Genomic DNA, 24,894 nt, shown 5'->3' with positions numbered 1-24,894 from the left:
GGGCCAGGGTGAACAAGCCTCGCGCGGGTCTGGCGCGGGCGGGACGAGCGGTCAAGCGGCCTCCGGCATTGGGGTGGCCTCGCCGCCCCGGGTGAATTTATCGATAAACGATATACCACTTGCCGCGTGAAAGGCTGAATCGCGAGCGTGGGCCCTTCAGGGCCCAGGCGCGCCCTGCGCCAGCATCGCTTCGCCCGGGGCCGCCGAGGCCATCGCCTGCACGCCGGCTTCGGCCGCCTGCCGTGTGACCAGGCGGAATCGCACCTGCAGCTTGCCCTGCCCCGGCGTGGCCCAGCCGTACTGGATGGCTACCTGATCAGCCGACAGCGGCCCACGCCCTGGCAGCGACCGCACCTGCAACGGCTTCGGTGCGGCCTGCACCAACCGGGCGAATCCCTTCTGCACGACCGCCGCGTCGGCCTTTTCGGCGTAGACCGTACACGTGCCATCGTCAGCCCAGCTCACCGCATAGCGGCCACTGGCCAGAGGCACCATCCAGGCCACGCCCGATTGCCCCTGCAACAGCGTCGCGGCTTCGGCGGGCTGCAACGGCGACAGCCCATTGGATTCCATCAGCGACTGCAACCGCGCCGGGGCACCGATGTGCTGCATGCAGGCGGTGTCGAACAGCTCGCTGAAGGGATCCTGCGCTGGGGCCTTGGCCTTTGCAGTACGCGCAGGTTGCGCGACCGCCAGGGTGGGCAGCAGGGCCAAAGCCAGCCAGAACGCAGGACGCATCGGGATTCCACGCTACGGAAAACAGCAGGGAGGATGGCAAAGCCCGGGCGCCACGCGCAATGGGTCATGGCTTGACAGGCGTGGATGACGCCCCCGGGTGCACCGATGATGCCGGCCAGCGGCCGGCACTACCGGGTGCTGTAGCGGTAGACCAGATCATCCGCATCGCTGCGCGCGGCGTTCGCATCCAGCACCCCGCCCAGGCGCCGCGCGACGGCCTGCGATGCCAGGTTGTCCAGCGCCATGTAGCTGACCAGCGTCGGCAGCCGCGCCACCACGAACGCCCAATCGCGTAGTGCACCGGCCGCTTCAGTGGCAAAGCCCTGCCCTTCATGGCCGTCGTACAGCAACCAGCCCAGCTCCTTTTCAGGAAACAGTGGGCCATGATTGATCCCGACCTGGCCGATGCAGGCTCCCGTATCGGCACGCTCGATCATCAACGCGCCATGGCCGAACAGATGCCAGCTGGCGAGGTCATGGCAGAACTGCCCCCACGCCGCCACCTCACCGAACGGCCCGCCCATGCCCCGCGCACGCGGCGAGGCCAGGAACGCGGCATAGACGCCGAAGTCATCCAGCTGCTGTGGACGCAGCCGCAGGCGCACGGTGTGCAGGGTTGGAATCTCAAGCACGACGGCGCACAGGATCAGTACACGGCCAGGTGGCCACAACCGCGGCGCTGCGGCTGCCCTTCCATCGTCACCTGCACGCTGGCCAGGGTGTCCACACCTTCGGCAGTGCGGCACGACTCTCGCTTGATCTCGACGATGGCGGGCTGCTGGCCAAGCTCGCCGTTGAGCACGATCAGCGAGCTCGGTGCATCGGCCGGCTGCCCCGGATAGCGCAGCGTGCCCTTGTGGGTACGGCCGTCAGCGCTGAGGCTGGCATCGTGGTTGCCCTGGCCGGTGGAGGCGATCTCGATGCTCCAACCCGCACCGCCGCCGGTGAAAGCCGGCACCGGGCTCAGGTCGGCGGCAACCGAGGGGTGGCGTGGCGCATCCGCAGCGGTCTGCGACGAAGTGGAGGTACAGCCGGCCAGCATCCCGGCCAGCAGCGCTGCAGCAACGACGGGGCGAACGGTCATGATGCGCTCCTGCCAGATGGTCGAAGGTCCAGTCTAGGCAGCCATGCGTGCGCCAGCGATGAACATGATGTTTCAGCGTGGAATGCGCCCACCACCGGCGACCCGCACGCGGTCGCGGCCCTGCGCCTTGGCCTGGTACATGGCCGCATCGGCGGCACGCAGCAGGGTCCGCCAGCCCAAGGCGTCGGTAGCACCGCGGGCCACGCCGAAGCTGGCGGTCACCCGCAGCACGGTACCGCCGGCCACCACGATGTCCAGCTGCTGCAGCGCAAGCCGCAGCGATTCGGCCAGCTGTCGGCCAGCGGCCAGGTCACCGTCGGCCAGCAGCACCAGGAACTCCTCGCCACCATAGCGGGAAATGCTGTCGCTGCGGCGAAGATGGCGCTGCAGCAGTTGCGCCACCTGTACCAGCACTTCATCACCCGCATCGTGGCCATGACCATCATTGATCGATTTGAAGCGATCAACGTCCAGCAGGATCACCACTGCGCTCATCCGCCCCTCGTCGTGGCGCTGCTGCACCAGTTCCTCCAGCGCGCGACGGTTCAGCAGTCCGGTCAATTCATCGGTGCCGGCCAGCTGGCGCAGCTCGCTGGTCAGCGCCGAGCGTTCGCGCGACTTCTCGCGCAGCACTTCAATCGCATCGAACAGGCGCTGCATCTCGGCCAGCGGATGGGTGACATGCTGCTCGGGCCCAGGCGCTTCGGAGGCAATCTGGATCACCTGCCGTTGTGCCTGCAGCAGAGGTCGCAGGATCTGCAGATGCGCGATACGCAGCGCCACACCCAGTACCACCAGGGTTCCCAGCGCGGTGGCCAGAAGTACCGCCAGCCGCGTGGCCTCCCGGTTGCGGGTGTGCTCGAACCTGGCGATGGACACACTCAGGTAACCGTCACGCAGCGCCTCAAGCGACTGCAGGGTCGGCACGTAGCGCGTGGTGAACTCGGCAGCGGTCCACGGCGGCTGCAGGCCACGCCGTCCGTCGTCGATCAGCTGTTCGATCATCGGCAGTGACTCGCCGAAGAACTGCCGGCGCGCCATATCCCAATGCCAGGACAGCATCGGATCACTGCGGAACACCGATTCGTGGCTGCCGGCCAGCCGCCACAGTTCCAGCAGGCGGCCCTCGGTCTGCAGCGCCGCGCGCACCTGTTCGTTGCGCCAGGCACCGGGTACCGCCACCGGCGCCATCACGTTGGAGGCCAGACGCCCGCCGTGCTCGCGCAGGTCGATCAGCACCTGGCCCTGCATGGCTGGAATCGCCGCTTCGCGGTCGGCCCGGACCAGTACGTTGATCTGTGCCGAGGTCAGCAGGTGCAGGCGGTCGACCACGGCAAACATGCCGCTGATCGCGCGCTCCACGTCTTCGACGCGTCGTTCGTCGCGCGGCTGCGCTGCCACCCGGTCCACGCCCGCGCGTGCCGACTGCAGGCGACGTTGCGCGTCTGCCAGCATCCCATGCTCATCCACCACGCCCGGATCAGCCGTGAACACGGCACCCAGCTGCTGCAGCGCGGTGTCCACACGCCTGCGCACCACCGCCAGCTGCAGCGTAAGCCGCGCATGCTCGCTGGCATCGGCCGGGTCGGCACCGAGCAGGCTGTTGGCCGGGCCGCGTTCGGCCGAGACCAGGTTGGCCAGGTCGAAGGTCTGGCGCAGCTGGCGCAGGCTGACCAGGTTGTCCTCGGCAGCGCTGTAGCGCAGCGTGCCCTGGACCAGCGCGATGGCCATCAACGGCAGCGTACAGACCACGAACAACCCCGCCAGGATCCAGACCCAGGTCCGCAACCCGATGGGCGATGCCTTGCCGGCCATGCAAATTTCCCCTGAAGTGCGGATCACTGTAGCCGCCGGTCCCGGCAGCGCCAAGCCAGTGCCGCGCGAACCGTGACCACGGGTATACCGCAGCTACCGCGAACGCGCCGGCAAGGTCTTACCAAGCGCCTGGGCGGGCGAATGCGTCACACCCTGCCGTACTAGATCCAGCGCTGGTCGACCAGTTCGCGCTTCACATAGGCGTAGAACACCGGCGCGGCGACCAGGCCCGGCAGGCCGAACGCTGCTTCCATCACCAGCATCGCCAGCAGCAGTTCCCAGGCGCGGGCCTGGATCTCACCGCCGACGATGCGCGCGTTGAGGAAGTACTCCAGCTTGTGGATCACGATCAGGTACAGCAGCGCCGCCACCGCCACATAGAACGAAACCGACAGCGCGACGATGGTGATGATGGTGTTGGAGATGATGTTGCCCACCACCGGCAGCAGGCCGGCGATGAAGGTGATCAGTACCAGGGTCTTGGACAGTGGCAGGTGCACGCCGAACAACGGCAGCACGCCCAGCAGGAAGATGGCGGTGAACACGGTGTTGAGCAGCGAGATCTTCACCTGCGCGAACACCACCTGGCGGAACGCAGTGGCCAGGCGGCTGGTGCGGCCGATCAGCTCCTGCGCCAGCGGGCCCATCTTCGGCAGCGGCAGTTCGTCATACAGCGCGATCATCGCGCCCAGCACCATACCGATCAGTACGCGTACGCCCACCTGCACCACCGAGGTACCGGCCACGCCCAGCTGGCGCTGATGCTCGGCGGCCCAGTCGTTCAGTGCCGTGCGCAGCGCCGGCATGTCCTCGGGGATGTACGGCTGCAGCAGCGCCGGCACCTGGTGCCGCGACGAATTGAGGATCTCCATCAGCCGCGCCAGCAATGCGTCCGGTCCACCGGTCTCGTTGCGGAAAAATGACGCCACGCCGATCCCGGCCAGCACCAGCGCGCTGATGATCACCGCTGACAGCACGATCACCGCGATCGCCCGCGCCCGGCCTGGCGGCAGCTTGCCCTCCACGGTGGAGGCCAGCAGGTGGGTCAGCTGGAACACCAGCAGGCCCGACAGCAGGGTCACCACCAGGCCCAGCTTCAACGCCAGCCACATGCCCAGCAGCATCATCAGCCAGGCCGCGATCCTCGGGACGGGGGGCTTGGGCTGGGCAACGAGGGCGTCTTGCATGGGCGGCACGTCCGGGCAGGGTGGCCCATGGTAGAGGATTGGCGGCGATGATTCCGGGTGCAGGATGAACAGGCAATACACGCGGATTCCGCCGCCCCTTCTCCGTCCATCGGCACGTCCGCAATCACGCCCGGATCACACCCGGTCCAGTGCCAGATACCGCGCCGTGCGCACGATCGTCTCACGCTCGCCGAAGCTGGCCAGCTCGCCGGCAACACGCCCGCTGTCGCCAGTCGCTGCGATCTCCTGCAGGGTGCGCTGCATGGCCCGGATCGCAGCGCGCTGCAGGTCCGAGGGAATGATCACCAGCCGGTAATCAAGTTCGGTCAGCCGCGCCACCGGCACCAGCGGCGTCTTGCCGCTGTGGAACATGTTGATCAGCTTCGGCCCGGGAACCTGCTGCGAAATCACCTCGATCTGCTCCAGCGTTTCCGGTGCCTCGACGAAGATCATGTCCGCGCCCGCGTCCACATAGGCCTGCGCCCGTTCGATCGCCGCATCCAGGCCTTCGCAGGCGATGGCATCGGTACGCGCGATGATCATCAACTCCGGGTCGATCCGCGACTGGCAGGCGACACGGATCTTCGTGCACATCTCGCCCGCGTCGACCAGCGTCTTGTCATCCAGGTGTCCGCAGCGCTTGGGGAAGGCCTGGTCCTCGATATGCAGGGCGGCAACGCCTGCCCTTTCGAACGCGCGCACGGTGCGTTCAACATTCGCGGTGCCGCCGAAGCCGGTGTCAGCGTCGGCGATCACCGGCAGATCGCAGGCATCGACGATCCGTTCAACCTGCGCAAGCACTTCGCTGAGGCCGAGCAGGCCGATGTCCGGCACGCCGGCCGAACGTGCGATGGCGCCGCCGCTGGCATAGACCGCATCGAAGCCGGCCAGCTCCACCAGGCGTGCCGACAATCCATCGAATGCACCTGGCGCAATCACGCTGCCCTGGCGGAGCAGATCGCGCAGCCGACGTGTCTTTTTCATGGGGTCTCCCTTGTCGTTGGACATCTGCCGTGGGATACCGATGATGTTGCCGCCAGCGGCGACCGTCCAATACCGTGTTCGTACAGCACCAGAACGTTTGAGGTTCCAATGGAACTGCGGCACCTGCGCTACTTCGTCATGACTGCCCAGCTGCAGAGCTTCACCAAGGCCGCCGAGGCCCTGCATATCGCCCAGCCGCCGCTCGGGCAGCAGATCCGCGCCCTGGAGGAAGAGATCGGCACACCGCTGTTCCACCGGCAGGGACGCGGCATCGTGCTCAGCGATGCTGGCCAGGTATTCTGGAAAGCCGCGGAGGACATCCTCGCGCGCGTCGACCAGGCCAAGGAGGAGGCGCTGCGCGCCGCACGCGGCGAGGTCGGCACGTTGACATTGGGGCTGACCGAATCGGCGACCTACAACGAGGCGGTCACCGCGCTGATGCGCAGCTTCCAGCGGGCGCATCCGGCAGTGCAGGTGCGGCTGGTAGAAGATGGCAGTGAATCGCTGGTCCGGCGCCTCGATGATGGCGAACTCGATGCAGTAATCGTGCGCCCGCCGTTTTCCGATACCGGTGAACGGATGACACAGCAACTCAGTGCCGAACCACTGGTGGCAGTACTGCCGGCCGATCACCCGTTGGCGAGCCGGACAAGCATTGCGCTGGCCGAGCTGCGCGACGAGCGCTTCATCCTGTTCTCGCGGAAATCGGGCCAGGGCCTGAGTGCAGACGTGGTCGCCGCCTGCCGCAGCCAGGGGTTCACTCCGGCCATCCAGCAGGAAGCGCCGCAGGTGGCTTCAGCAATCAACCTTGCCGCTGCCGGCCTGGGTATCGCCATCGTGCCGGCCTCGATGCAGAGCATGCACCGCAGCGGCCTGGCTTTTGTTGCGCTGGAACTGGGCATGCCGACCACCACGCTGCAGTTGGCGGCGCGCTGCAAGCCTCCGGCAACGGCCGCCCAGCTGCTTGCCTGCGCCAGAGACGTGTCGACACCTCATTCGCCATAGCTGGCGTTGTTCTTGCCCTGGCGCTTGGCGTGGTACAGCGCGCGGTCGGCCAGTGCCAGCCAGTCCTCGACGCTGCCACCGCGCGGCGTCGCCGCGATTCCGATGCTGACGCTGAACTCGATGCCCGGGGTTGCCTGCCGTGCTGCCTCCAGAAGTTGCAGCCGAACCCGCTCTGCCACATGCATCGCATCGACGGGCGCACAGTCCTGCAGCAGCACGACGAACTCGTCGCCTCCCAGCCGCGCAGGGGTATCGCCAGGCCGGGCGAAGGCGCGCAAGGTGGAGGCGATATGGCGCAGCACTTCGTCCCCGGCGCGATGACCGTGCGAGTCATTGATGCGCTTGAAGTCATCCACATCAAGCATCAGCAGGCAGGCAAAACCACCCTGCCCCTGCGCCTTGTCCAGTGCCTGCTGCGCACGGACGATCAGGAAGCCGCGGTTGGCCAGCTCCACCAGCGGGTCCATGCGGCTCAGCCGCTTCAACTGGCGGTTCTGCGATTTCACCCGCCGCGCCAGCTGCCAGCTGAGGATGCTGAGGCCGATGCCGTAGACGAACAGGAACGGCACGCTGAGCACGATCGTGCGCTGCGATGACACCGGCTGGTAAGGAAACCCGAGGCCCCACCAGGTGAGCGCGAATCCCGCTACCAGTGCCAGTGTGGCCCGTACCGCCAGCTTCACCCCACCGGCGGCGATCTTGTCGGCGACCAGCAGCGCGGCGAACAACGCACTGGGTACCACGCTGAGCCCCATGAAGGCGATCCAGCCACCGCCAAAGAAGGAATCAACCACCATGCAACGGAACTGGACCACCGCAGGCTGCCGTGAGCGCTGGGTCAGCACCAGCGCGAGCGCCGGCCAGGCCAGCGCGTTGAGCAGCAGCAACACCCAGGCCCACGGGCCGTCCTGACGTTCAAGAATGATCGAGGCGATGGGAATCGCGCCCAGCCCATTGCCCACGAAGCGCATCCAGCCGATGCGACGTGCCGCGCCGATGCCTTCGACCGCGACTTCCGTCGAGTCCGTCAAGAACGGCATTGCCGACCCCCTTGCACGATCGCACGCCCTTGCCGGGCGGCCTCTGGTGAGTCTGACAGCTCTGCGTCAATTCGGGATCAAGGATTCACGGCGGTTACCCTGCCTCACCCACGCCTGGGTGGCGCCGTTGAACCCCGCAGCATCAGGCTGAAATCCAGCGTCTGCTGCAGCGGCACATCCATGTGCTCGATGATGGCAAGCAGCAGGTTGACCGCGCGCTCACCGATCTCCCGCATCGGTTGCCGGATGGTGGTCAACGGCGGCGTGAGGTAGCGGGAAGATGCCAGATCATCGAAGCCGACGATGGACAGGTCCTCCGGCACGCGGATGCCCAGATCGCGGCAGGCCGCCAGGGTGCCCAGCGCCATCTGATCGCTGAAACAGAAGATCGCCGTTGGCGCAGACATGCCGTCCAGCAGCGCCATGGCAGCCGCATGGCCGGATTCGACCGAAAAGTCACCCGGCACCATGTTCAGCTGGCGCAGGCGTCCACGCGCCTTGCCGGCCGCCCGCACCCCTTCCAGCCGTTGCTGGTGCAGCGGATTGTCCGGCGGTCCGCCGACCACGGCGATCCGCTCGTGTCCCAGCCCATACAGATGTTCCATCACCACGCGCGCGGCCGCGGCGTTATCGATATGGACGCTGGGAATGCCCAGTGCGGGGTCGAACTCGCAGCCGTTGATCACCGGCGCGGCGGCACCGCGCTGCTGGACGATCTCGCGCGCCGTCGGCGGCAGGCGGTGCCCCAGCACGATCATGCCGTCGGCCTCGTTGCGCCGGAGCATCTGCGCATAGCGCTCCTCGCGGTCGGGTTGATGCTGGGTATCGCCGAGCAGAACCGCATAGCCGACCGCCTGTGCGGCGTCCTCCGCCCCCTGCAGGATCTGCGCGAAGAACGGATTGGCGATGTCCGGGACGGTGACCAGGATCTTGCCGCTGCGCTGGGTCTTGAGCGTGCGGGCCACCGTGTTGGGCACATAGCCCAGTGCGGCGGCGGCCTGCTCGATGCGCGCGCGCGTGGCCGGCAGCACTTTGTCCGGCCGGGAAAGCGCCCGCGACACCGTGCCTGCCGAGACGCCGACGTGCTTCGCGATGTCGTAGATGGTGGCCATGGCGTTAGTTCTCCTGTCTGCTGTGCAGTGCACAACAGGTCCTGCGTGAGCCCCTGCCAGGATAATGCAATCGATTGCATCGAGGGCGAATCACGTTGAAGACGCTCAAGGGTCCAGCGCTGTTCCTGGCGCAGTTCATCGGCGACACAGCTCCTTTTGATCGGCTGGACACGCTGGCCGGATGGGCCGCGGGTCTGGGCTATTCTGGCGTACAAGTCCCCACCAGCGCGCCCCACCTGTTCGATCTGGCCGAGGCGGCGCGCAGCCAGGCGTACTGCGACGACGTCGCCGGCATGCTGGCCGGGCACGGCCTGCAGATCACCGAACTGTCGACCCACCTGCAGGGGCAGCTGGTCGCGGTGCATCCTGCCTACGACAGCCTGTTCGACGGATTCGCGCCGCCGGACAAACGCGGTGATCCGGCCGCCCGCCAGGCCTGGGCGGTGGAGCAGCTTCTGCTGGCCGCCAAAGCCAGCCAGCGCCTGGGGCTGACCGCGCATGCCACGTTCTCCGGCGCATTGGCCTGGCCCTATTTCTATCCCTGGCCGCAGCGTCCACCGGGACTGGTGGAGGAAGCCTTCGCCGAACTCGGCCGCCGCTGGCGCCCGATCCTGGATGCGTTCGACGCCTGCGGCGTGGACCTGTGCTTCGAGATCCACCCGGGTGAGGACCTGCACGACGGCGCGACCTTTGAACGCTTCCTCGATGTGGTGGACCATCACCCCCGCGCGAAGATCCTGTACGACCCCAGCCACCTGCTGCTGCAGCAGATGGACTACCTGGGCTTCATTGACCGCTACCACGCGCGCATCGGCATCTTCCACGTCAAGGACGCGGAATATCGCGCCAGCGCGAGCAGCGGCGTGTATGGCGGCTACCAGGACTGGATCGATCGTCCGGGCCGGTTCCGTTCGCCCGGTGACGGCCAGATCGACTTCAAGGCGATCTTCTCCAAGTTCGCCCAGTACGACTTCCCCGGATGGGCGGTACTGGAATGGGAGTGCTGCCTGAAGCACCCGGAGGACGGCGCACGCGAAGGTGCCGCCTTCATCCGCGACCACATCATCCGGGTGACCGAGCGCGCCTTCGATGACTTTGCCGACAGTGGCACGGACGCCGCATCACTGCACCACATGCTGGGAATCTGAGCCATTACCGCCCCGGGAGGGCAAGCCATGTCGCACGCAATGTCGCGCCTGGGCGCGATGATGTTTCTGCAGTTCTTCATCTGGGGAGCGTGGTTCGTGACCCTCGGGACGTACCTGGTGCAGGGCCCGCTGCAGGCCAGCGCCAGCCAGGTGGCCACCGCCTTCCTCAGCCAGTCGATCGGCGCGATCGTGGCGCCGTTCCTGGTCGGCCTGATCGCTGATCGCTACTTCGCCGCGCAGCGCATCCTCGCGGTGCTGCACCTGGCCGGCGCGGTACTGATGTGGCTGGCGTCCACCGCCACCAGCTTCAGTGTGTTCTCGGCCTGCGTGATGGGCTACATGCTGCTGTTCATGCCGACGCTGGCACTGGCCAACAGCGTAGCGATGCGGCACATGCAGTCGCCCGAGAAACAGTTCCCGCTGGTACGCGTGGCCGGCAGCATCGGCTGGATCGTCGCAGGCGTGCTGATCGGCTGGCTGGGCTGGGAGCAGGCCCATCGGCTTGAACTGACCTTCCGCATGGCGGCGCTGGCATCGCTGGTACTGGGCCTGTATGCGTTCACCCTGCCGCACACGCCGCCACTGGCACAGCAGCGCGATGCCGGGCTGGGGCAGATCCTCGGGCTGGATTCATTGCGGCTGCTGAAGTCGCGTGCCTACCTGGTGTTCTTCCTGGCGTCCATCGCCATCTGCATCCCGCTGTCGTTCTACTACAACTTCACCAATCCGTATCTCAACGACCTGGGCGTGCGCGGCGCCGCGGGCCTGCAGTCGCTGGGCCAGGTTTCCGAGGTGCTGCTGATGCTGGCCATGCCGTTCCTGTTCGTTCGCCTTGGCGTCAAGACGATGCTGGCGGTCGGCATGGCCGCCTGGGTGGTGCGCTACGCCATGTTCGCCTTCGGCGATGCGGGCAGCGGCTTCTCGCTGCTGGTGATCGGCATCGTGCTGCACGGCATCTGCTACGACTTCTTCTTCGTCACCGGCCAGATCTACACCGATGCGCATGCCGGCCCCGCCGCGCGCAGCAGCGCTCAGGGCTTCATCACCCTGGCTACCTACGGCGTGGGCATGCTGATCGGCACCTTCCTGTCCGGCGCGGTGGTGGAGCACTTCACCACCGAGGCCGGCCCCGACTGGCAGCAGATCTGGCTGTTCCCGGCCGGCGTTGCACTGGTGGTGCTGATCGCCTTCCTGCTGCTGTTCCGCGACCGGCCCGCCGTGGCCGCCGCATCTTCCACACCCTGAGGATTCGAGCCGATGCCAACGCTTGGAATCGCCATCGTCGGCGCCGGCATGATCGGCGCCGTGCACCGCCGTGCGGCCTTGCTCGCCGGTGCCGAGGTACGCGGCGTTGCCGCTTCGTCAGCGCAGCGCGCGCGTGAGATGGCGCAGCTGTGGAATGTCCCGCGCGCCTATCGGGACATCGAGGAGGTGATCGCCGATCCGCAGGTGCAGGTCGTGCACGTCTGCACGCCCAACCATCTGCACCGCGCAATGGCGCAGGCCGCGCTGGAAGCCGGCAAGCACGTGATCTGCGAGAAACCGCTGGCGACCACGCTGGACGATGCGCAGGCGCTGGCGGCGTTGGCCGCCTCGACCGGCTTGGTTGCCACGGTCCCCTTCGTCTACCGCTACCACCCGGTGGTGCGCGAGGCGCGCGCACGCATAGCACAGGGTGATCTGGGGCCGCTGCACCTGATCCACGGCAGCTACCTGCAGGACTGGCTGCTGGACCCGGCCAGCAACAACTGGCGCGTGGACCCGGCGCTGGGTGGCGCATCGCGCGTATTCGCCGACATCGGCTCGCACTGGTGCGACCTGGTGGAATGGGTCAGCGGCGAACGCTTCGCCGAGGTCAGCGCGGCGTTCTCTACGGTCATCGCCGAGCGCGGCGCCGTCAGCGGGCATAGCTTCAGCACGCCAACCGCAGCCAGCGCAATGCAGGAGGTAACGAGCGAGGACGTGGCTGCGGCGATGTTCAGGACCGGTGCCGGTACGCTGGCATCTCTGACGGTCAGCCAGGTCTCGGCCGGACGCCACAACCGCCTCTGGTTCGAGATCGACGGTGCCAAGGCCAGCGTGGCTTTCAACCAGGAAGACGCCGAGCGGCTGTGGATCGGCCTGCCCGACCAACGCGAGGAGATCTTCGTGCGCGGACCAGGCGCCGGCAGTGCCGATCAACGCCGCCTTTCCGTGCTGCCGGCCGGACACGCGCAGGGCTACGCCCAGTGCTTCGAAGCGTTTGTCGCCGACACCTATCGCGCCATCGAGGGCGAGCGACCGCAGGGCCTGCCCACCTTCGAGGACGGCCTGCGCTCGGCGCGGATCGTCGATCGTGTCATTGCATCGGCCAGGTCGCGCGCCTGGACTGCCATCGGTTGAAACCCGGGAGGATCTGTTGATGAAAGCCCTTGTCCATGGAACTGCAAGCCTCATTCTGCTGCTCGCTGCCCTGCCCGCTTTTGCAGTCGAAGCCACCAGCACGCAGAAGCCGATCGCGGTACAGATGTACACCCTGCGCGATGCCGGCTCGCTCGAGCAGCAGCTGAAGATCGTCCACGACGCTGGCGTCCATGCGGTGGAAACGGTCGGCACGCAGAACACCAGCGCCGCCGAGCTCAAGCAGCTGCTGGACCGGTATTCGATCAAGGCAATTTCATCGCATGTGCCGCTGGCCGAGCTGCGCAGCAACCTGGATGGGGTGGTGACCTTCAACCGGTCGATCGGCAACACGACACTGGTGGTGCCGTACCTGGACAAGAAGGATCGCCCGGGCGATGCCGCCGGCTGGACCGCCCTGGGCCAGGAACTGGGCCGCATCGCAAAGCAGGTGCGCGGCAAGGGCATGCGCCTGGCCTACCACAACCACGACTTCGAACTGGCCGACTTCGACGGCAGGACCGGACTGGAGCTGCTGTTCGCAGCCGCCGGTCCAGACCTGCAGACCGAGCTGGACCTGGCCTGGGTCGCGCGTGCAGGCCTGGACCCGGCCGTGATGCTGGCAAAGTTCCGCGGCCACGTATTCGCGGTGCACGCCAAGGACAATGCACCGAAGGGCCAGGCCCAGGACGAAGGCGGATTCGCCGCGGTGGGCCAGGGCGTGCTGGACTGGAGCGCGATCCTGCCTGCTGCGGCAGCCGCCGGCGTGCATTGGTACATCATCGAGCACGACCAGCCACGCGATCCGGCCAGGATCATCCAGACCGGTGCGGACTACCTGCGTGAACACCTGACCACCAACGTGCCCGCCCGTGCGCGGCGCTGACGCATCAAGGAGCCCCACATGAAAATGATCCTGGCAACGGCGGTGGCCCTGGGTGGCATGAGCGTTGCGACGGCCGCCTGGTGCAAGGACGATCCGGCTGCGGGTGCAAAGCTCTACACCGCGAACTGCGTGGCCTGCCACGGCGCCGATCGTGCGGGCATGCTGGGCGCGTTCCCGGCGCTCACCGACATCGGCAAGCGCATGGCACCCGCACAGATCAAGGAAAAGATCAGCAAGGGCGGTGGGCTGATGCCGCCCTTCTCCCAGCTGTCACAGCAGGAGATCAACGACATCGCCAGCTACCTGGCGAAGTAAGCGGCCGGCGACCACGCTGGCCGCGTGCCCCTACAGCTCGCGCACCCAGATGTTGCGGTAGCTGACCCTGGAGTCATGTTCCTGCAGATAGAGCGGCGCACACGCATGCGGCGCGTAGGAAGGCGCGCCGATGTACTCGGTCTTGCCCGCCAGCACAGTGTCGTCCTGCACCAGCACGCCGTTGTGCAGCACCGTGATGCGCGCGGGCGACACAAGCCCGCCGCCCGCCGAGAAGCGGGGTGCTTTCCAGAGGATGTCGTAGGCCTGCCACTCACCCGGTGCGCGCGAGGCGTTCACCAAAGGCATGGCCTGCTTGTAGATCGAGCCCGCCTGGCCATTGGCATAGGTCGGGTTGTTGTAGCTGTCGAGCACCTGCAGTTCATACAGCTCCTGCAGGAAGATGCCGCTGTTGCCGCGGTTCTGTCCGTCGAAGCCCTTCGTGTCGGTGGGCGTGCGCCACTCGACATGCAGCTGGACGTCGCAGAAGCGTTGCCTGGTGCGAATGCCCTTGCTGCCGGGCACGACGGTCATGGCGCCATCGGCAACCTTCCAGGGCACGCCTCCGCCCTGCTCCGACTCCCACGCGGAGACATCCTTGCCATCGAACAGCACGATTGCGTCGGACGGGGCCCTGCCTGGCGGCGTGGCAACGGTCGCAGGCACCGGCGTCCACACCTCGGTCTTCTTCGGATCGCGCGCAGCGCCGGCACTTTCCTGCGCGAAGGCAGGTGCAGCAACCAGCATGGTCGCCGCAATCAGCAGCGGCTTGATCATCCTGTTGCACTCCATCAGCTGGTCCCCCAGGCGGGCGTGCCGGGAACATAGGCAAGATCGCCGTCGTAGCGCCCCGGCACGGCGACGTACTGCAGCACCCCGGTGGCGCCGACCTTGGAGGTGAAGAAGCCGAAGATGGCCAGCTGCTTGAGCATCGTGAAGTAATGCGGCATCGCCTCGCCCTCTTCAGGCGTACCGGTTTCGGTCACATCGGCATGGCGTGCCTTGGCTTCGGCGTCCAACGTGCGCAGCAATTCGGTGCGGGCTTCCGGTGTGAGCGACGCGAAGCGGCCGCCGGCGCGTTTGTCGATGTCGGCCAGCCCTGCGCGGAACGTCGCCTGCTGCCGGGCGGTATAGCAGTCGCTGACGAACGTCGCCATGAACAGGCCGGCACCGGCATCCTTCGCCCCTGGCGTCCGGGTCCGCGGCAGGATGGTCTCGGCGATCTCGTCCAGCGTGGCGACGTCGGTATCGGAGAAATGAATCTTGGTGGCGCCCGCCGGCGCCTGCCCCTGCACCAGCGCAGGCAGGCCAACCATGGCCGCACCGGTGGCGGCGACGATCATCTTCAGCAGTTCGCGGCGATCCATCAGAGGTTCCCCGCTTTCAGTTCGCGCACAGCGTGGTCCGCCGCACGCGCGGTCAGTGCCATGTAGGTCAGCGAGGGATTCACGCAGGCGCTGGAGGTCATGCAGGCTCCGTCGGTTACATAGACGTTGGGCGCATCCCAGACCTGATTGTGCTGGTTCAGCACCGAGCTCTTCCGATCACGTCCCATGCGCGCGGTCCCCATTTCGTGGATGCCCTTGCCCGGTGCGTAATCGTTGTCGTGCATCTTCACGTCCTTGACGCCGGCCGCCTCCAGCATCTCGGCGGCATCGGCGGCCATGTCCTTTCGCATCGCCAGTTCGTTGGCACGCATGGCAACGTCCATCGCCAGCACTGGCAGCCCCCACTTGTCCTTGCGGTCGCGGTCCAGGCGGATCGTGTTGTCGTGGTGCGGCAGCATTTCGCCGAACCCGGTCATGCCGATGCGCCAGTCACCGGGCACGGTCAGCGCCTCCTTCAGATCGGCACCGATGTTCAACTCGGCGATCTCGCGCGACCAGCCGGTGCGGCTGGCACCGCCCTGGTAGCCGAAGCCGCGCAGGTAGCCGCGCTTGTCGGTCGCGACGTTGCGGAAACGCGGAATGTAGAAGCCGCAGGGACGACGACCGAAGTAGTACTTGTCTTCGTAGCCCTCGACCCGACCCGAGGCACCTGCACCGAAATGATGATCCATCACGTTGTGCCCGAGCTCGCCCGACGATGAGCCCAGCCCGCCGTCCCAGACGTCGGTAGCCGAATTCATCAGCAGCCACGTCGAGTTGAACGACGACGCGTTGAGGAAGATGACCTTGGCCGTGTACTGGTAGGTCTGGCCGGTTTCGGCATCGATGACCTCCACACCGCGGGCACGCTTGCGGTCCTTGTCGTAGAGCACTTCCTTGACGATCGAGAACGGCCGCAAGGTCAGGTTGCCGGTCTTCATCGCCGCTGGCAGCGTCGCCGCCTGGGTCGAGAAGTAGGCACCAAAGGGGCAGCCCAGGATGCACTTGTTGCGGTACTGGCAGTTGACGCGGCCCTGTTCGGGCATGGGCTTTGTGATGTTGGCGGTGCGCGAGTGGATCATGTGCCGGGTGCCGCCGAACGCCTTTTTGATCCGTGCGGCCACGTCCTTCTCGACGATGTTCAACGGGATCGGCGGCAGGAACTCACCATCCGGCAACACGTCCAGCCCTTCGCGCGTACCAGCGATACCTGCGAATTTCTCCACATGGTCGTACCACGGCGCGATATCGGCGTAGCGGATGGGCCAATCGGCTGCGATGCCGTCCTTGAGATTCGCCTCGAAATCCAGATCGGAGAAGCGATAGCTCTGCCGTCCCCACAGCAGCGAGCGGCCGCCCACGTGGTAGCCACGGAACCAGTCGAAACGTTTGGTCTCGATGTAGGGCGAGTCCTGTTCGTTGGCCCACATCCCTTCCAGGTTCTCGGCCAGTCCGTAGTCGCGCATCAGCACCGGGAACTCGGCCTTCATCGCCTGCGTTGGCCGGTTGCGGTGCGGGAAGTCCCACGCTTCCCTCATCGCATTGACGTAGTCCTTGACGTGCTCGATGTTGCGCCCGCGCTCCAGCATCAGGACCTTCAGGCCCTTTTCGGTCAGCTCCTTCGCCGCCCAACCGCCACTGATTCCCGAGCCAACAACAATGGCGTCGTAGTGATTATCTGCCATGGGTTTCTCACCTGGGTGGATATCGTTTCAGACGTCGCAGAGGCGGATCGCCTCGCGCAATGAGGCAACGGGATCGGGCGCTGCAGGCGTGAACTCCTGCGCCAGATACCCCTTGAAACCGGTGTCGCGGATCGCGCGGCAGATGGCCGGATAGTGGAGCTCCTGCTGGTCTCCTATCTCATTCCGGCCAGGCACGCCTGCGGTGTGGTAATGCTTGAAGCAGGCGTGATGCTTGCCGATGGTGGCGATGATGTCGCCCTCCATGATCTGCATGTGGTAGATGTCGTAGAGCAGGCCGAAGTTGTCCGAGCCGAGCCGCTGGCACAGCTCCACACCCCATGCGGAGTGGTCGCACAGGTAGTCACGATGATCGACCTTGGAATTCAGCAGTTCCATCACCAGCACCACCCCGCGCTTCTCGGCGTGCCCGAGGATGCGCTTGAGGCCGGCCTCGGCATTGGCCATGCCTTCGGCGGGGTCCATGCCGTTGCGATTACCGGAGAAGCAGATCAGATTGCGATAGCCGGCATTGGCCACCAGATCGATGTGCCGCGTGTAGCGTTCCACCAGCTGGTCGTGGAACTCACGGCCGGCAAAGCCCTTGGTCAGGCCCAGTTCCGCGCCGTTGCACATCGAGCTGTACACGCCATTCGCCTTCAGCGTGGACCAGTCTTCCGGGCCGACCAGGTCGATCGCGGCAAAGCCGATGTCCTTCACCGTCGCGCAGAGCTGGGCGACGGACAGCTGCGGGAAGGTCCAGCGGGCAACGGAATGCTTCAGGTTGCCCTTCAGCGGTGCGGTGGCGGCGAATGCAGGCAACGCTCCCGCAGTACCCAGAGCTACGCCTCCAGCAACCGCCATGCGCAACGCATCGCGCCGCGTGAGGCCCGCCGCCGGGGCCGGTCTGATCGAATGGATGGACATCCACCTGCCGGCCTCCCAACCGGTATCAAACGCAACGATTCACAGCAATGCAATCGATTGCACCATAGGGGAGGAAATTGTCTGTTTGCAAGTCGCGGTGCACGAAAACCGATGCTGCGGGGCACAACTCCGAAGGGATTCCGGATAAAGAAAAGCCCCGCATGAGCGGGGCTTTCTTTTCTGCTGCGAACGAGCGTTCGATCAGAACGGAATATCGTCGTCAGCGAAGTCGTCCATCGGCGGCGCCTGCTGCGGCTGCGGGCGCTGGTTGCCACCCTGGTTGCCGTAACCGCCGCCCTGATTGCCGCCCTGGTTGCCATAGCCACCGCCCTGGCCGCCGCGCTGGCCACCGCCACCGCCGCCGCCGTACTCCTGGCGCGGCGCCTGCTGGCGCTGCGGGCGATCGCCGCCGTAGTTGCCGCCACCGCCGCCTTCACCACGGCCGCCCAGCATCTGCATTTCATCGGCAACGATGTCGGTGGAGTACTTCTCCACGCCGTCCTGGCCGGTGTACTTGTCGTAGCGCAGGCTGCCTTCGACGTAGACCGAGCTCCCCTTGCGCAGGTACTCGCCGGCGATCTCGCCGAGCTTGCCGAAGAACACCACGCGGTGCCATTCGGTACGTTCCTGCTGGTTGCCATCCTTGTCCTTGCGGACGCTGGTGGTGGCCAGGCTGATGCGGGTGATCGCCATGCCGCTCTGGGTGTACTTCACGTCCGGGTCGTTGCCGAGGTTGCCGACCAGGATGACTTTGTTGATGCCGCGCGCCATAGATGGATTCTTCCGTTGTCCGGGGCTGGACCAGTGATAGCACACCCGACGGGGTGCCGATACGCTGGACCTCCCACGGTTGCGAATGGGGGATATCGGAACGAGGCATCTTACCATTCCCTTCGCCCCCGGCCCGTCGGGAATCCGGCCGATACGGGTCGGAACCGGCCTCAACGAAGCAGGGGGCGATCCAGCAGCAGGCCGGTGACCCGCGTAACCTCCCCCACCGCCACCACCTTGGGCCCTTCATGGCAGTGGAAGCGCACGCCCGGCCGGATACGCTCCCGGTGCAGCCCCGCCCTCAGCACCTCATTGACCACGGTCAGGCCGGCCAACAGGGACTCTCCCACCGGCAGCGGCAGCTCAGTCGCCCAGCTGTCGCCCTCAGCGTGCCGGAAGTCGGGCCAGATCATGAACAGCTCGGGTGTCCCGGCGTCATCGGCGTAGGCGAAGTCCCAGCGGATACCGTTCCGGGCCGGGCTGCGTCGCCCGCCCTCCTCCGGCGCGAGGATACGGATCCGCGCCTCGAAATCATCCGGAACATCCGGGTACAGGCGAAAGGACACCGCTTGGCTCCATCAGGCTGTGGCACTGACCGTCGCACACCCGCGACCTTGACCACAAGCGGCGTCGGCCAGGACGACCGGCAGCCACCGCATGGCATCATGCCCAGGCACCTTCCGCCTGCCCCCTTCCGCGTTCCCATGACGATCAAAGGCAAAGCCACCTCCCTGGACATCGCCCACCTGGCCGGGGTCTCCCAGCCGACCGTGTCGCGGGCGCTCCGTGGCAGCCCGATGGTCAACGCCGAGACCCGCGAGCGCATCCTGCGCATCGCCCGCGAGCTGAACTACAAGGTCGACAAGAACGCCTCCAGCCTGCGCCTGCGCAACGCCGGCACCCTGGCCCTGCTGTTCTTCGAGGACCCGACCAACGACGACTCGCTGATCAACCCGTTCTTCCACTCGATGCTGGGCTCGATCACCCGCGCCTGCGCCCTGCACGGGCAGGACCTGCTGGTCTCGTTCCAGCAGTTGTCCACCGACTGGCAGGCCGATTACGAGGACAGCAACAAGGCCGACGGCATCATCCTGCTCGGCTACGGCGACTACCACGAATCGCGCGACCGCCTGCAGCGGCTGGTCGAACAGGGCACGCACTTCGTGCGCTGGGGCGCCGCCCTGCCCGGCCAGCCCGGCGTGTCGATCGGCAGCGACAATTTCCAGGGTGGGCATGACATCACCAACCACCTGTTGCACCAGGGCTGCCGCCGCATCGCCTTCCTCGGCCATGCCTCCAGCCATTACCCCGAATTCCAGGAGCGCTACCGCGGCCATGTCGCGGCCCTGCAGGACCACGGCCTGGCTGCGGAGCCGGCGCTGCAGCACGATGCGATCACCACCGAGGCTTCCGGCCAGGAGGCCTGCCAGGTGCTGCTGGCGCGCGGTGAACCGATCGATGCGATCTGCGCCGCCAGCGACCTGATCGCCATCGGTGCGATGCGCGCGCTCCGCGAGGCTGGCCTGCGGGTGCCACAGGACGTGGCGGTGACCGGCTTCGACGACATCCCACTGGCGGCCTCGGTATCCCCGGCGCTGACCACCGTGCAGCAGGACACCAAGCAGGCCGGACAGCTGCTGGTGGAGCGCCTGCTGGCACTGATCGGCCGGCAACCGGTGGAGAGCCAGAGCATCCCGGTGAAGCTGGTGGTGCGGGAATCTTCGCTGCGCGGGTAAGCGCTGCCAGGCCACCGCCCCACGCCCCAACGTGCGACGGCGGAATTCTCCCCCCATGACCAACGGCGGATGCGCACGGAGGCTGATGCGCGGATAACGCGCAGACATCGCCCATTGAAAGGTGTACGTCGCATGCTGAAGATCGATTCGCTGTCCAAGACGTACGCCAACGGCGTGCATGCCCTCAACAACGTCAACCTGGACATCCCGCGCGGCATGTTCGGCCTGCTCGGCCCGAACGGCGCCGGCAAGTCGTCGCTGATGCGCACGCTGTCCACCCTGCAGGAGGCCGACAGCGGCACGGCCGTGCTCACCATCCCCGGCGAGACACCGATCGACGTGCTGCGCGACAAGGACGCGGTGCGCCGCCGGCTCGGCTACCTGCCGCAGGATTTCGGCGTGTACCCGAAAGTCAGCGCGCTGGACCTGCTGGAGCATTTCGCGGTGCTCAAGGGCCTGACCCAGCGCGCGCAGCGCCGCGAGGTGGTCGATGGACTGCTGCAGCAGGTGAACCTGTGGGACGCCCGCAAGCGCAAGCTGGGCACCTACTCCGGCGGCATGCGCCAGCGCTTCGGTATTGCCCAGGCGTTGCTGGGTGACCCGCGGCTGGTGATCGTCGATGAACCCACCGCCGGCCTCGACCCGGAAGAACGCAACCGCTTCCTCAACCTGCTGGCCGCCATCGGCGAGAACGTGGCGGTGATCCTGTCCACCCACATCGTCGAGGACGTGACCGATCTGTGCCCGACGATGGCGATCATGAACAAGGGCCAGGTGCTGCTGACCGGCCGTCCTGCCGAGGCCATCGACGCCCTGCAGCACCAGGTCTGGCGCAAGCAGGTCGATCCTTCTGAACTGGCCGACCACGAAGCGCGCTATGTGGTGCTGTCGACCCGCCTGGTCGGTGGCCGCCCGGTGATCCACGTGCACAGCGCCAACGACCCCGGCGACGGCTTTGCGGCCGTAGCTCCCGACCTCGAGGACGTGTACTTCCAGCGCCTGCGCCTGCAGGCCCGTGCCCGCGCGGCAGCCTGAGCGGAGCACGCCATGATCCTCAACTTCTTCCGCTTCGAGCTGCGCGAGCAGCTGCGTTCCCCGCTGCTGTGGCTGCTGGCCGGGCTGTTCGCCCTGCTCGCCTTCGCCGCCGCCTCCAGCGACGCCGTGCAGATCGGTGGCGGCACTGGCAACGTGCACAGCAACGCGCCCACCGTGATCGCGCAGATGCTGGGCATCTTCACCCTGCTTGGCATGCTGGTCACCGCACTGTTCGTCAGCAATGCGCTGTTGCGTGACTTCGAACTCGGCACCGCCGAACTGATCTTCGCCAGTCCGGTGAAGCGCCGCGACTACCTGGCCGGACGCATCGCCGCCGCCTTGGCGGCCGGGCTGCTGGTCTACGTCCTGATCGCGTTCGGCCTGTGGCTGGCGCCGTTCATGCCGTGGGTCGATCCCGAGCGCATGGGCCCGATCAGCTGGCAGGGCTATGCGTGGACGTTCGCGGTCATCGTCATTCCGAACCTGCTGTTCACCACCGCGCTGCTGTCGCTGCTGGCGGCGCTGACGCGCTCGATCCTGTGGGTCTACATCGGCCTGGTGGCCTACCTGGTCTTGTACGGCGCCAGCGCGGCCCTGCTGCGCGACATCGACAACACGTGGATCGCGGTGCTGAGCGAACCGCTGGGCATGCGCGCACTGGGCCGCACGATCCGCTACTGGTCCACCGCCGAACGCAACAACGGGATTCCCGAGCTCGCCGGTTACCTGCTGGTCAATCGCGCCCTGTGGTTGGGCGTGGCTGCCGCGCTGTTCGCCGCCACCTTCGCGCTGTTCCGCACCGAACGCAGTGGCAGTGGCCGTCGGCGCTGGGGCCGCAGGCAGGCGCAACCGGTTGCCGATGCCAGCGTGGTCCGTCCCACCCGCGCGACGCTGCCGCGCGTGGTACCGGCGTTCACTGCCACCACGGCGTGGCAGCAGTTCCTGCGCCAGGTGCGCTTCGATACACGCGGCGTCCTGCGCAGCGTGCCGTTCATCGTGCTGCTGGTGCTCGGCCTGGCCAACTTCCTGCCCAGCGCGCTGTTCCGGCAGACCCTGTACGGCACCTCGATCTGGCCGGTCACCTCGCAGATGATCATGGGCTTGCAGGGCGCCTTCAGCTGGCTGCTGGTGATCATCGTGCTGTTCTTCGCCGGCGAGCTGGTCTGGAAGGAACGCAGCGCGCGCATCAACGAAGTGACGGACGCCATGCCGGTGCCGAACTGGGTACCGCTGCTGGCCAAGTTCACCGCGCTGCTGGCGGTGATCGTCTGCTTCCAGGCCGCCGGTGCGATGGCGGCGATGGGCGTGCAGCTGGCCAAGGGCTACACGCATCTTGAGCCGCTGCTGTACCTGCGCAGCCTGGCGCTGGATTCGGTGGTCTACATCCTGATGGGGGGCCTGGCGCTGGTGCTGCAGGTGCTCACCAACAACAAGTTCGTCGGTTATGCGCTGCTGATCGTGGTGATGATCGGCCAGGGCGTGCTCGGCCTGCTCGACTACACGCAGAACCTGTACAACTTCGGCAGCTGGCCCAACGCGCCCTATTCGGACATGAACGGCTACGGCCACTTCCTGACCGGGCAGCTGGCGTTCCAGGGCTACTGGGCCCTGTTCCTGCTGACGTTGATGTGCCTGGCATCGGCATTCTGGGTGCGTGGCGTCAGCCAAGGGCTGCGCCAGCGACTGGCCCTGGCCGGCCACCGCCTGCGCGGTCCGACCGGCGTCTTCGCTGGAGTAGCGGCCTTGGCCTTCATCGGCGTGGGCGGCTGGCTCTACTGGAGCACCAACATCCGCAACGAGTTCATCTCGCCCGACCAGCAGCTGGATCTGCAGGCCCGCTACGAGCGCGAGCTGTCGAAGTACCGCACTTTGCCGCAGCCTCGCATCGTGGCGGTGGACAACCGCGTGGACCTGTTCCCCGAATCGCAGTCGATGGTGATCGATGCGAACTGGACGGTGCGCAACACGCATGCCGTGCCGATCCAGGACGTGCATGTCTCGATGGGCGACGACAAGCAGCTGGTCGCGGCTGACCTGGGTGGGCAGACCTTGTCGATGCACGACGCCGACCTTGGCTACCGCATCTACCGCCTGGCCGCGCCACTGCAACCGGGTGAAAGCCGCAACGTCCACTTCCGGGTGGTGCAGAAACCCAACGGCATCACCGCCGGCCAGGCGCCGAGCAACATCGTGGACAACGGCACGTTCTTCAACAGCCGCGTACTGCCGTCGTTCGGCTACAACGAAGGCGCCGAGATCAGCGACCGCAACGAGCGGCGCAAGCGCGGCCTGGGTGAGCCGCGGCGCATGCCCAAGCTGGAAGACGAAGCCGCGCGCGCCAACACCTACATTTCCAACGACGCCGACTGGCTCGATTTCCGCACCACGGTCTGCACCGCACCGGACCAGGTGGCGCTGGCCCCGGGCTACCTGCAGAAGGAGACCACGGTGAATGGCCGCCGCTGCTTCAGCTACGCCATGGATCGGCCGATGCTGAACTTCTACGCCTATCTGTCGGCACGCTGGGAGGTGCGCAAGGCGAAGTACAAGGACATCCCGATCGAGGTCTACTTCGACCCGGCGCACGGCTACAACGTGGACCGGATGATCGAAGCGGTGCAGAAGTCGCTGGCCTACTACGAAGCGAACTTCACGCCCTACCAGCACCGCCAGGTACGCATCATCGAGTTCCCGGGCTATGCGCGCTTCGCGCAGTCGTTCGCCAATACCATCCCCTACTCCGAGGCCATCGGTTTCATCGCCGACCTGCGTGACCCGGACAAGGTGGACTACGTGTTCTACGTAACCGCGCACGAGATCGCGCACCAATGGTGGGCGCACCAGGTGATCGGTGCCAACGTGCAGGGCGCGACGGTGCTGTCCGAATCGCTTTCGCAGTATTCTGCACTGATGGTGATGGAGCAGGAGTACGGCCGCCAGCACATGCGCCAGTTCCTCAAGCGCGAACTGGACGGCTACCTGTCCGGCCGCGGCGGCGAGGCCATCGAGGAACAGCCGCTGGAACGTGTGGAGAACCAGCAGTACATCCACTACCAGAAGGGTTCGCTGGTGTTCTACCGGTTGCGCGAGGAAATCGGCGAGCAGGCGCTGAACCGGGCGTTGAAGCGCTTCCTGCTGGACAAGGGCTATCAGCAACCGCCGTACACCACCTCACGCGAACTGCTGGACTACATCCGCGCCGAGACCCCGGTCGACCGCCAGCAGCTGGTCACCGACCTGTTCGAGAAGATCAGCTTCTACGACAACCGGGTGATGGCCGCCAGCGCCCGCAAGCGTGCTGACGGTCGCTACGACGTAACCCTGGACCTGCACGCCGCCAAGCAGTACGCCGATGGCAAGGGCAAGGAGAGCGACGGCACGATGGATGACTGGGTCGAGATCGGCGTGTTCGCCAACGGGCCTTCGGGCAAGGAACGCGACCAGAAGGTGCTGTATCTGCAGCGCCACCACATCACCAGCGCCGCGCCGAAGATCACGGTGACGGTGGATGAAAAGCCGGATGAAGCAGGCTTCGACCCGTACAACAAGCTGATCGACCGGGTGAGCGATGACAACCGGCGCAAGGTGACGATGTGAGGCAACGGGGCGCCGGCCTGTCCGCCGGCGCTCCACGCAACAGCTGCGGGCTTGGCTCGGCCTTACTGTAGTGCCGAGCCATGCTCGGC

Annotated in this window: 24 protein-coding genes; 10 read left to right on the top strand and 14 right to left on the bottom strand. The window is 66.5% G+C overall.

The genetic code is table 11. From position 1 onward, the window contains the following. Nucleotides 1-156: 156 nt before the first annotated feature. From ACZK5G_RS05890 to ACZK5G_RS05875, 4 genes are all read right to left on the bottom strand, one after another. Complete coding sequence (locus ACZK5G_RS05890) at nucleotides 157-738, bottom strand: NMCC_0638 family (lipo)protein (protein WP_032127629.1); 582 nt, start codon at nucleotides 736-738, stop codon at nucleotides 157-159. A gap of 128 nt (nucleotides 739-866) precedes the next feature. After that, nucleotides 867-1,370 (bottom strand): GNAT family N-acetyltransferase, encoded by a 504-nt coding sequence (locus ACZK5G_RS05885; RefSeq protein WP_134950924.1) that lies wholly within the window; start codon nucleotides 1,368-1,370, stop codon nucleotides 867-869. Between the two features lie 14 nt (nucleotides 1,371-1,384). Next, complete coding sequence (locus ACZK5G_RS05880; RefSeq protein ID WP_032127634.1) at nucleotides 1,385-1,822, bottom strand: hypothetical protein; 438 nt, start codon at nucleotides 1,820-1,822, stop codon at nucleotides 1,385-1,387. 72 nt (nucleotides 1,823-1,894) lie between these two features. Continuing rightward, on the bottom strand, nucleotides 1,895-3,553 hold the full coding sequence (locus tag ACZK5G_RS05875) for a GGDEF domain-containing protein (RefSeq protein WP_478465637.1): 1,659 nt from the start codon (nucleotides 3,551-3,553) through the stop codon (nucleotides 1,895-1,897). Here ACZK5G_RS05875 and ACZK5G_RS05870 point away from each other — a divergent pair. Then, nucleotides 3,546-3,713 carry a hypothetical protein gene (locus tag ACZK5G_RS05870; protein WP_478465635.1) on the top strand — a complete coding sequence of 56 codons (168 nt, stop codon included), beginning with the start codon at nucleotides 3,546-3,548 and terminating at the stop codon, nucleotides 3,711-3,713. The two genes, ACZK5G_RS05875 and ACZK5G_RS05870, sit on opposite strands and share 8 nt — an antisense overlap. 85 nt (nucleotides 3,714-3,798) lie before the next feature. Here ACZK5G_RS05870 and ACZK5G_RS05865 read toward each other — a convergent pair whose 3' ends face one another. Both ACZK5G_RS05865 and ACZK5G_RS05860 read right to left on the bottom strand, forming a co-directional pair. Next, nucleotides 3,799-4,824 (bottom strand): AI-2E family transporter, encoded by a 1,026-nt coding sequence (locus tag ACZK5G_RS05865; RefSeq protein WP_012510371.1) that lies wholly within the window; start codon nucleotides 4,822-4,824, stop codon nucleotides 3,799-3,801. Nucleotides 4,825-4,959: 135 nt separating this feature from the next. Continuing rightward, nucleotides 4,960-5,808: an isocitrate lyase/PEP mutase family protein gene (locus ACZK5G_RS05860; RefSeq protein ID WP_478465634.1), complete on the bottom strand. Its 849-nt coding sequence runs from the start codon at nucleotides 5,806-5,808 to the stop codon at nucleotides 4,960-4,962. A 108-nt stretch (nucleotides 5,809-5,916) separates the two neighbouring features. Between ACZK5G_RS05860 and ACZK5G_RS05855 the strand changes: the two genes are divergently transcribed. After that, nucleotides 5,917-6,813, top strand: coding sequence for a LysR family transcriptional regulator (locus ACZK5G_RS05855; RefSeq protein WP_478465633.1), 897 nt, complete (start codon nucleotides 5,917-5,919; stop codon nucleotides 6,811-6,813). Here the strand turns inward: ACZK5G_RS05855 and ACZK5G_RS05850 are convergent. Beyond that, on the bottom strand, nucleotides 6,801-7,853 hold the full coding sequence (locus tag ACZK5G_RS05850) for a sensor domain-containing diguanylate cyclase (protein WP_032127639.1): 1,053 nt from the start codon (nucleotides 7,851-7,853) through the stop codon (nucleotides 6,801-6,803). The two genes, ACZK5G_RS05855 and ACZK5G_RS05850, sit on opposite strands and share 13 nt — an antisense overlap. Nucleotides 7,854-7,957: 104 nt before the next feature. Next, complete coding sequence (locus ACZK5G_RS05845) at nucleotides 7,958-8,965, bottom strand: LacI family DNA-binding transcriptional regulator (RefSeq protein WP_478465632.1); 1,008 nt, start codon at nucleotides 8,963-8,965, stop codon at nucleotides 7,958-7,960. Nucleotides 8,966-9,060: 95 nt separating this feature from the next. On the opposite strand from ACZK5G_RS05845, the gene ACZK5G_RS05840 reads away from it, so the two are divergent. From ACZK5G_RS05840 to ACZK5G_RS05820, 5 genes are read left to right on the top strand one after another with little or no spacing between them, the layout of a single operon-like run. Then, nucleotides 9,061-10,113: a sugar phosphate isomerase/epimerase family protein gene (locus ACZK5G_RS05840; protein WP_478465630.1), complete on the top strand. Its 1,053-nt coding sequence runs from the start codon at nucleotides 9,061-9,063 to the stop codon at nucleotides 10,111-10,113. 27 nt (nucleotides 10,114-10,140) lie between these two features. Continuing rightward, the gene (locus ACZK5G_RS05835; protein WP_478465629.1) at nucleotides 10,141-11,358 is read left to right on the top strand and encodes a nucleoside permease; all 1,218 of its coding nucleotides are present in this window, start codon (nucleotides 10,141-10,143) and stop codon (nucleotides 11,356-11,358) included. Nucleotides 11,359-11,370: 12 nt separating this feature from the next. After that, entirely contained in the window at nucleotides 11,371-12,495 is a 1,125-nt protein-coding gene (locus ACZK5G_RS05830; protein ID WP_478465628.1) for a Gfo/Idh/MocA family protein, read from the top strand. 19 nt (nucleotides 12,496-12,514) lie between these two features. Next, nucleotides 12,515-13,378 (top strand): sugar phosphate isomerase/epimerase family protein, encoded by an 864-nt coding sequence (locus ACZK5G_RS05825; protein ID WP_478465626.1) that lies wholly within the window; start codon nucleotides 12,515-12,517, stop codon nucleotides 13,376-13,378. Nucleotides 13,379-13,396: 18 nt separating this feature from the next. Further along, complete coding sequence (locus tag ACZK5G_RS05820; protein ID WP_478465624.1) at nucleotides 13,397-13,693, top strand: c-type cytochrome; 297 nt, start codon at nucleotides 13,397-13,399, stop codon at nucleotides 13,691-13,693. Between the two features lie 30 nt (nucleotides 13,694-13,723). Here ACZK5G_RS05820 and ACZK5G_RS05815 read toward each other — a convergent pair whose 3' ends face one another. The 6 genes from ACZK5G_RS05815 to ACZK5G_RS05790 form a co-directional block, all read right to left on the bottom strand. Beyond that, nucleotides 13,724-14,467 (bottom strand): 3-keto-disaccharide hydrolase, encoded by a 744-nt coding sequence (locus tag ACZK5G_RS05815; RefSeq protein ID WP_478465622.1) that lies wholly within the window; start codon nucleotides 14,465-14,467, stop codon nucleotides 13,724-13,726. Nucleotides 14,468-14,481: 14 nt separating this feature from the next. Further along, complete coding sequence (locus ACZK5G_RS05810) at nucleotides 14,482-15,057, bottom strand: gluconate 2-dehydrogenase subunit 3 family protein (RefSeq protein ID WP_032127647.1); 576 nt, start codon at nucleotides 15,055-15,057, stop codon at nucleotides 14,482-14,484. Continuing rightward, nucleotides 15,057-16,742, bottom strand: coding sequence for a GMC oxidoreductase (locus ACZK5G_RS05805; RefSeq protein ID WP_478465620.1), 1,686 nt, complete (start codon nucleotides 16,740-16,742; stop codon nucleotides 15,057-15,059). Before ACZK5G_RS05805 ends, ACZK5G_RS05810 begins: the two co-directional genes overlap by 1 nt. Before the next feature lie 27 nt (nucleotides 16,743-16,769). Further along, entirely contained in the window at nucleotides 16,770-17,666 is an 897-nt protein-coding gene (locus tag ACZK5G_RS05800) for a hydroxypyruvate isomerase family protein (RefSeq protein WP_478465619.1), read from the bottom strand. Nucleotides 17,667-17,867: 201 nt separating this feature from the next. Then, on the bottom strand, nucleotides 17,868-18,437 hold the full coding sequence (locus ACZK5G_RS05795) for a single-stranded DNA-binding protein (protein WP_369353423.1): 570 nt from the start codon (nucleotides 18,435-18,437) through the stop codon (nucleotides 17,868-17,870). A gap of 170 nt (nucleotides 18,438-18,607) precedes the next feature. After that, a complete protein-coding gene (locus tag ACZK5G_RS05790) occupies nucleotides 18,608-19,003 on the bottom strand; it encodes a hypothetical protein (RefSeq protein ID WP_478465617.1) in 396 nt (131 codons plus the stop codon). 138 nt (nucleotides 19,004-19,141) lie between these two features. On the opposite strand from ACZK5G_RS05790, the gene ACZK5G_RS05785 reads away from it, so the two are divergent. From ACZK5G_RS05785 to ACZK5G_RS05775, 3 genes are all read left to right on the top strand, one after another. Beyond that, nucleotides 19,142-20,173, top strand: coding sequence for a substrate-binding domain-containing protein (locus ACZK5G_RS05785; protein WP_279912121.1), 1,032 nt, complete (start codon nucleotides 19,142-19,144; stop codon nucleotides 20,171-20,173). A 132-nt stretch (nucleotides 20,174-20,305) separates the two neighbouring features. Then, complete coding sequence (locus tag ACZK5G_RS05780; RefSeq protein ID WP_134950937.1) at nucleotides 20,306-21,208, top strand: ABC transporter ATP-binding protein; 903 nt, start codon at nucleotides 20,306-20,308, stop codon at nucleotides 21,206-21,208. 12 nt (nucleotides 21,209-21,220) lie between these two features. Beyond that, nucleotides 21,221-24,805 carry an ABC transporter permease/M1 family aminopeptidase gene (locus ACZK5G_RS05775; protein ID WP_478465614.1) on the top strand — a complete coding sequence of 1,195 codons (3,585 nt, stop codon included), beginning with the start codon at nucleotides 21,221-21,223 and terminating at the stop codon, nucleotides 24,803-24,805. The last annotated feature ends 89 nt before the right edge of the window (nucleotides 24,806-24,894 follow it).

The sequence above is a fragment of the Stenotrophomonas sp. 62841_Sma genome (assembly GCF_056482945.1).
Note: the sequence above shows the minus strand (reverse complement) of the source record. Positions and strands in the feature narration are given on the sequence as shown.

Coding starts and splice junctions, on each gene's coding strand:
- ACZK5G_RS05800 (WP_478465619.1), bottom strand. CDS start 17,666: ATGTCCATCCATTCGATCAGACCGGCCCCGGCGGCGGGCCTCACGCGG.
- ACZK5G_RS05860 (WP_478465634.1), bottom strand. CDS start 5,808: ATGAAAAAGACACGTCGGCTGCGCGATCTGCTCCGCCAGGGCAGCGTG.
- ACZK5G_RS05775 (WP_478465614.1), top strand. CDS start 21,221: ATGATCCTCAACTTCTTCCGCTTCGAGCTGCGCGAGCAGCTGCGTTCC.
- ACZK5G_RS05870 (WP_478465635.1), top strand. CDS start 3,546: ATGGCCATCAACGGCAGCGTACAGACCACGAACAACCCCGCCAGGATC.
- ACZK5G_RS05815 (WP_478465622.1), bottom strand. CDS start 14,467: ATGATCAAGCCGCTGCTGATTGCGGCGACCATGCTGGTTGCTGCACCT.
- ACZK5G_RS05890 (WP_032127629.1), bottom strand. CDS start 738: ATGCGTCCTGCGTTCTGGCTGGCTTTGGCCCTGCTGCCCACCCTGGCG.
- ACZK5G_RS05865 (WP_012510371.1), bottom strand. CDS start 4,824: ATGCAAGACGCCCTCGTTGCCCAGCCCAAGCCCCCCGTCCCGAGGATC.
- ACZK5G_RS05850 (WP_032127639.1), bottom strand. CDS start 7,853: ATGCCGTTCTTGACGGACTCGACGGAAGTCGCGGTCGAAGGCATCGGC.
- ACZK5G_RS05805 (WP_478465620.1), bottom strand. CDS start 16,742: ATGGCAGATAATCACTACGACGCCATTGTTGTTGGCTCGGGAATCAGT.
- ACZK5G_RS05810 (WP_032127647.1), bottom strand. CDS start 15,057: ATGGATCGCCGCGAACTGCTGAAGATGATCGTCGCCGCCACCGGTGCG.
- ACZK5G_RS05875 (WP_478465637.1), bottom strand. CDS start 3,553: ATGGCCATCGCGCTGGTCCAGGGCACGCTGCGCTACAGCGCTGCCGAG.
- ACZK5G_RS05825 (WP_478465626.1), top strand. CDS start 12,515: ATGAAAGCCCTTGTCCATGGAACTGCAAGCCTCATTCTGCTGCTCGCT.
- ACZK5G_RS05795 (WP_369353423.1), bottom strand. CDS start 18,437: ATGGCGCGCGGCATCAACAAAGTCATCCTGGTCGGCAACCTCGGCAAC.
- ACZK5G_RS05780 (WP_134950937.1), top strand. CDS start 20,306: ATGCTGAAGATCGATTCGCTGTCCAAGACGTACGCCAACGGCGTGCAT.
- ACZK5G_RS05855 (WP_478465633.1), top strand. CDS start 5,917: ATGGAACTGCGGCACCTGCGCTACTTCGTCATGACTGCCCAGCTGCAG.
- ACZK5G_RS05785 (WP_279912121.1), top strand. CDS start 19,142: ATGACGATCAAAGGCAAAGCCACCTCCCTGGACATCGCCCACCTGGCC.
- ACZK5G_RS05880 (WP_032127634.1), bottom strand. CDS start 1,822: ATGACCGTTCGCCCCGTCGTTGCTGCAGCGCTGCTGGCCGGGATGCTG.
- ACZK5G_RS05835 (WP_478465629.1), top strand. CDS start 10,141: ATGTCGCACGCAATGTCGCGCCTGGGCGCGATGATGTTTCTGCAGTTC.
- ACZK5G_RS05820 (WP_478465624.1), top strand. CDS start 13,397: ATGAAAATGATCCTGGCAACGGCGGTGGCCCTGGGTGGCATGAGCGTT.
- ACZK5G_RS05845 (WP_478465632.1), bottom strand. CDS start 8,965: ATGGCCACCATCTACGACATCGCGAAGCACGTCGGCGTCTCGGCAGGC.
- ACZK5G_RS05830 (WP_478465628.1), top strand. CDS start 11,371: ATGCCAACGCTTGGAATCGCCATCGTCGGCGCCGGCATGATCGGCGCC.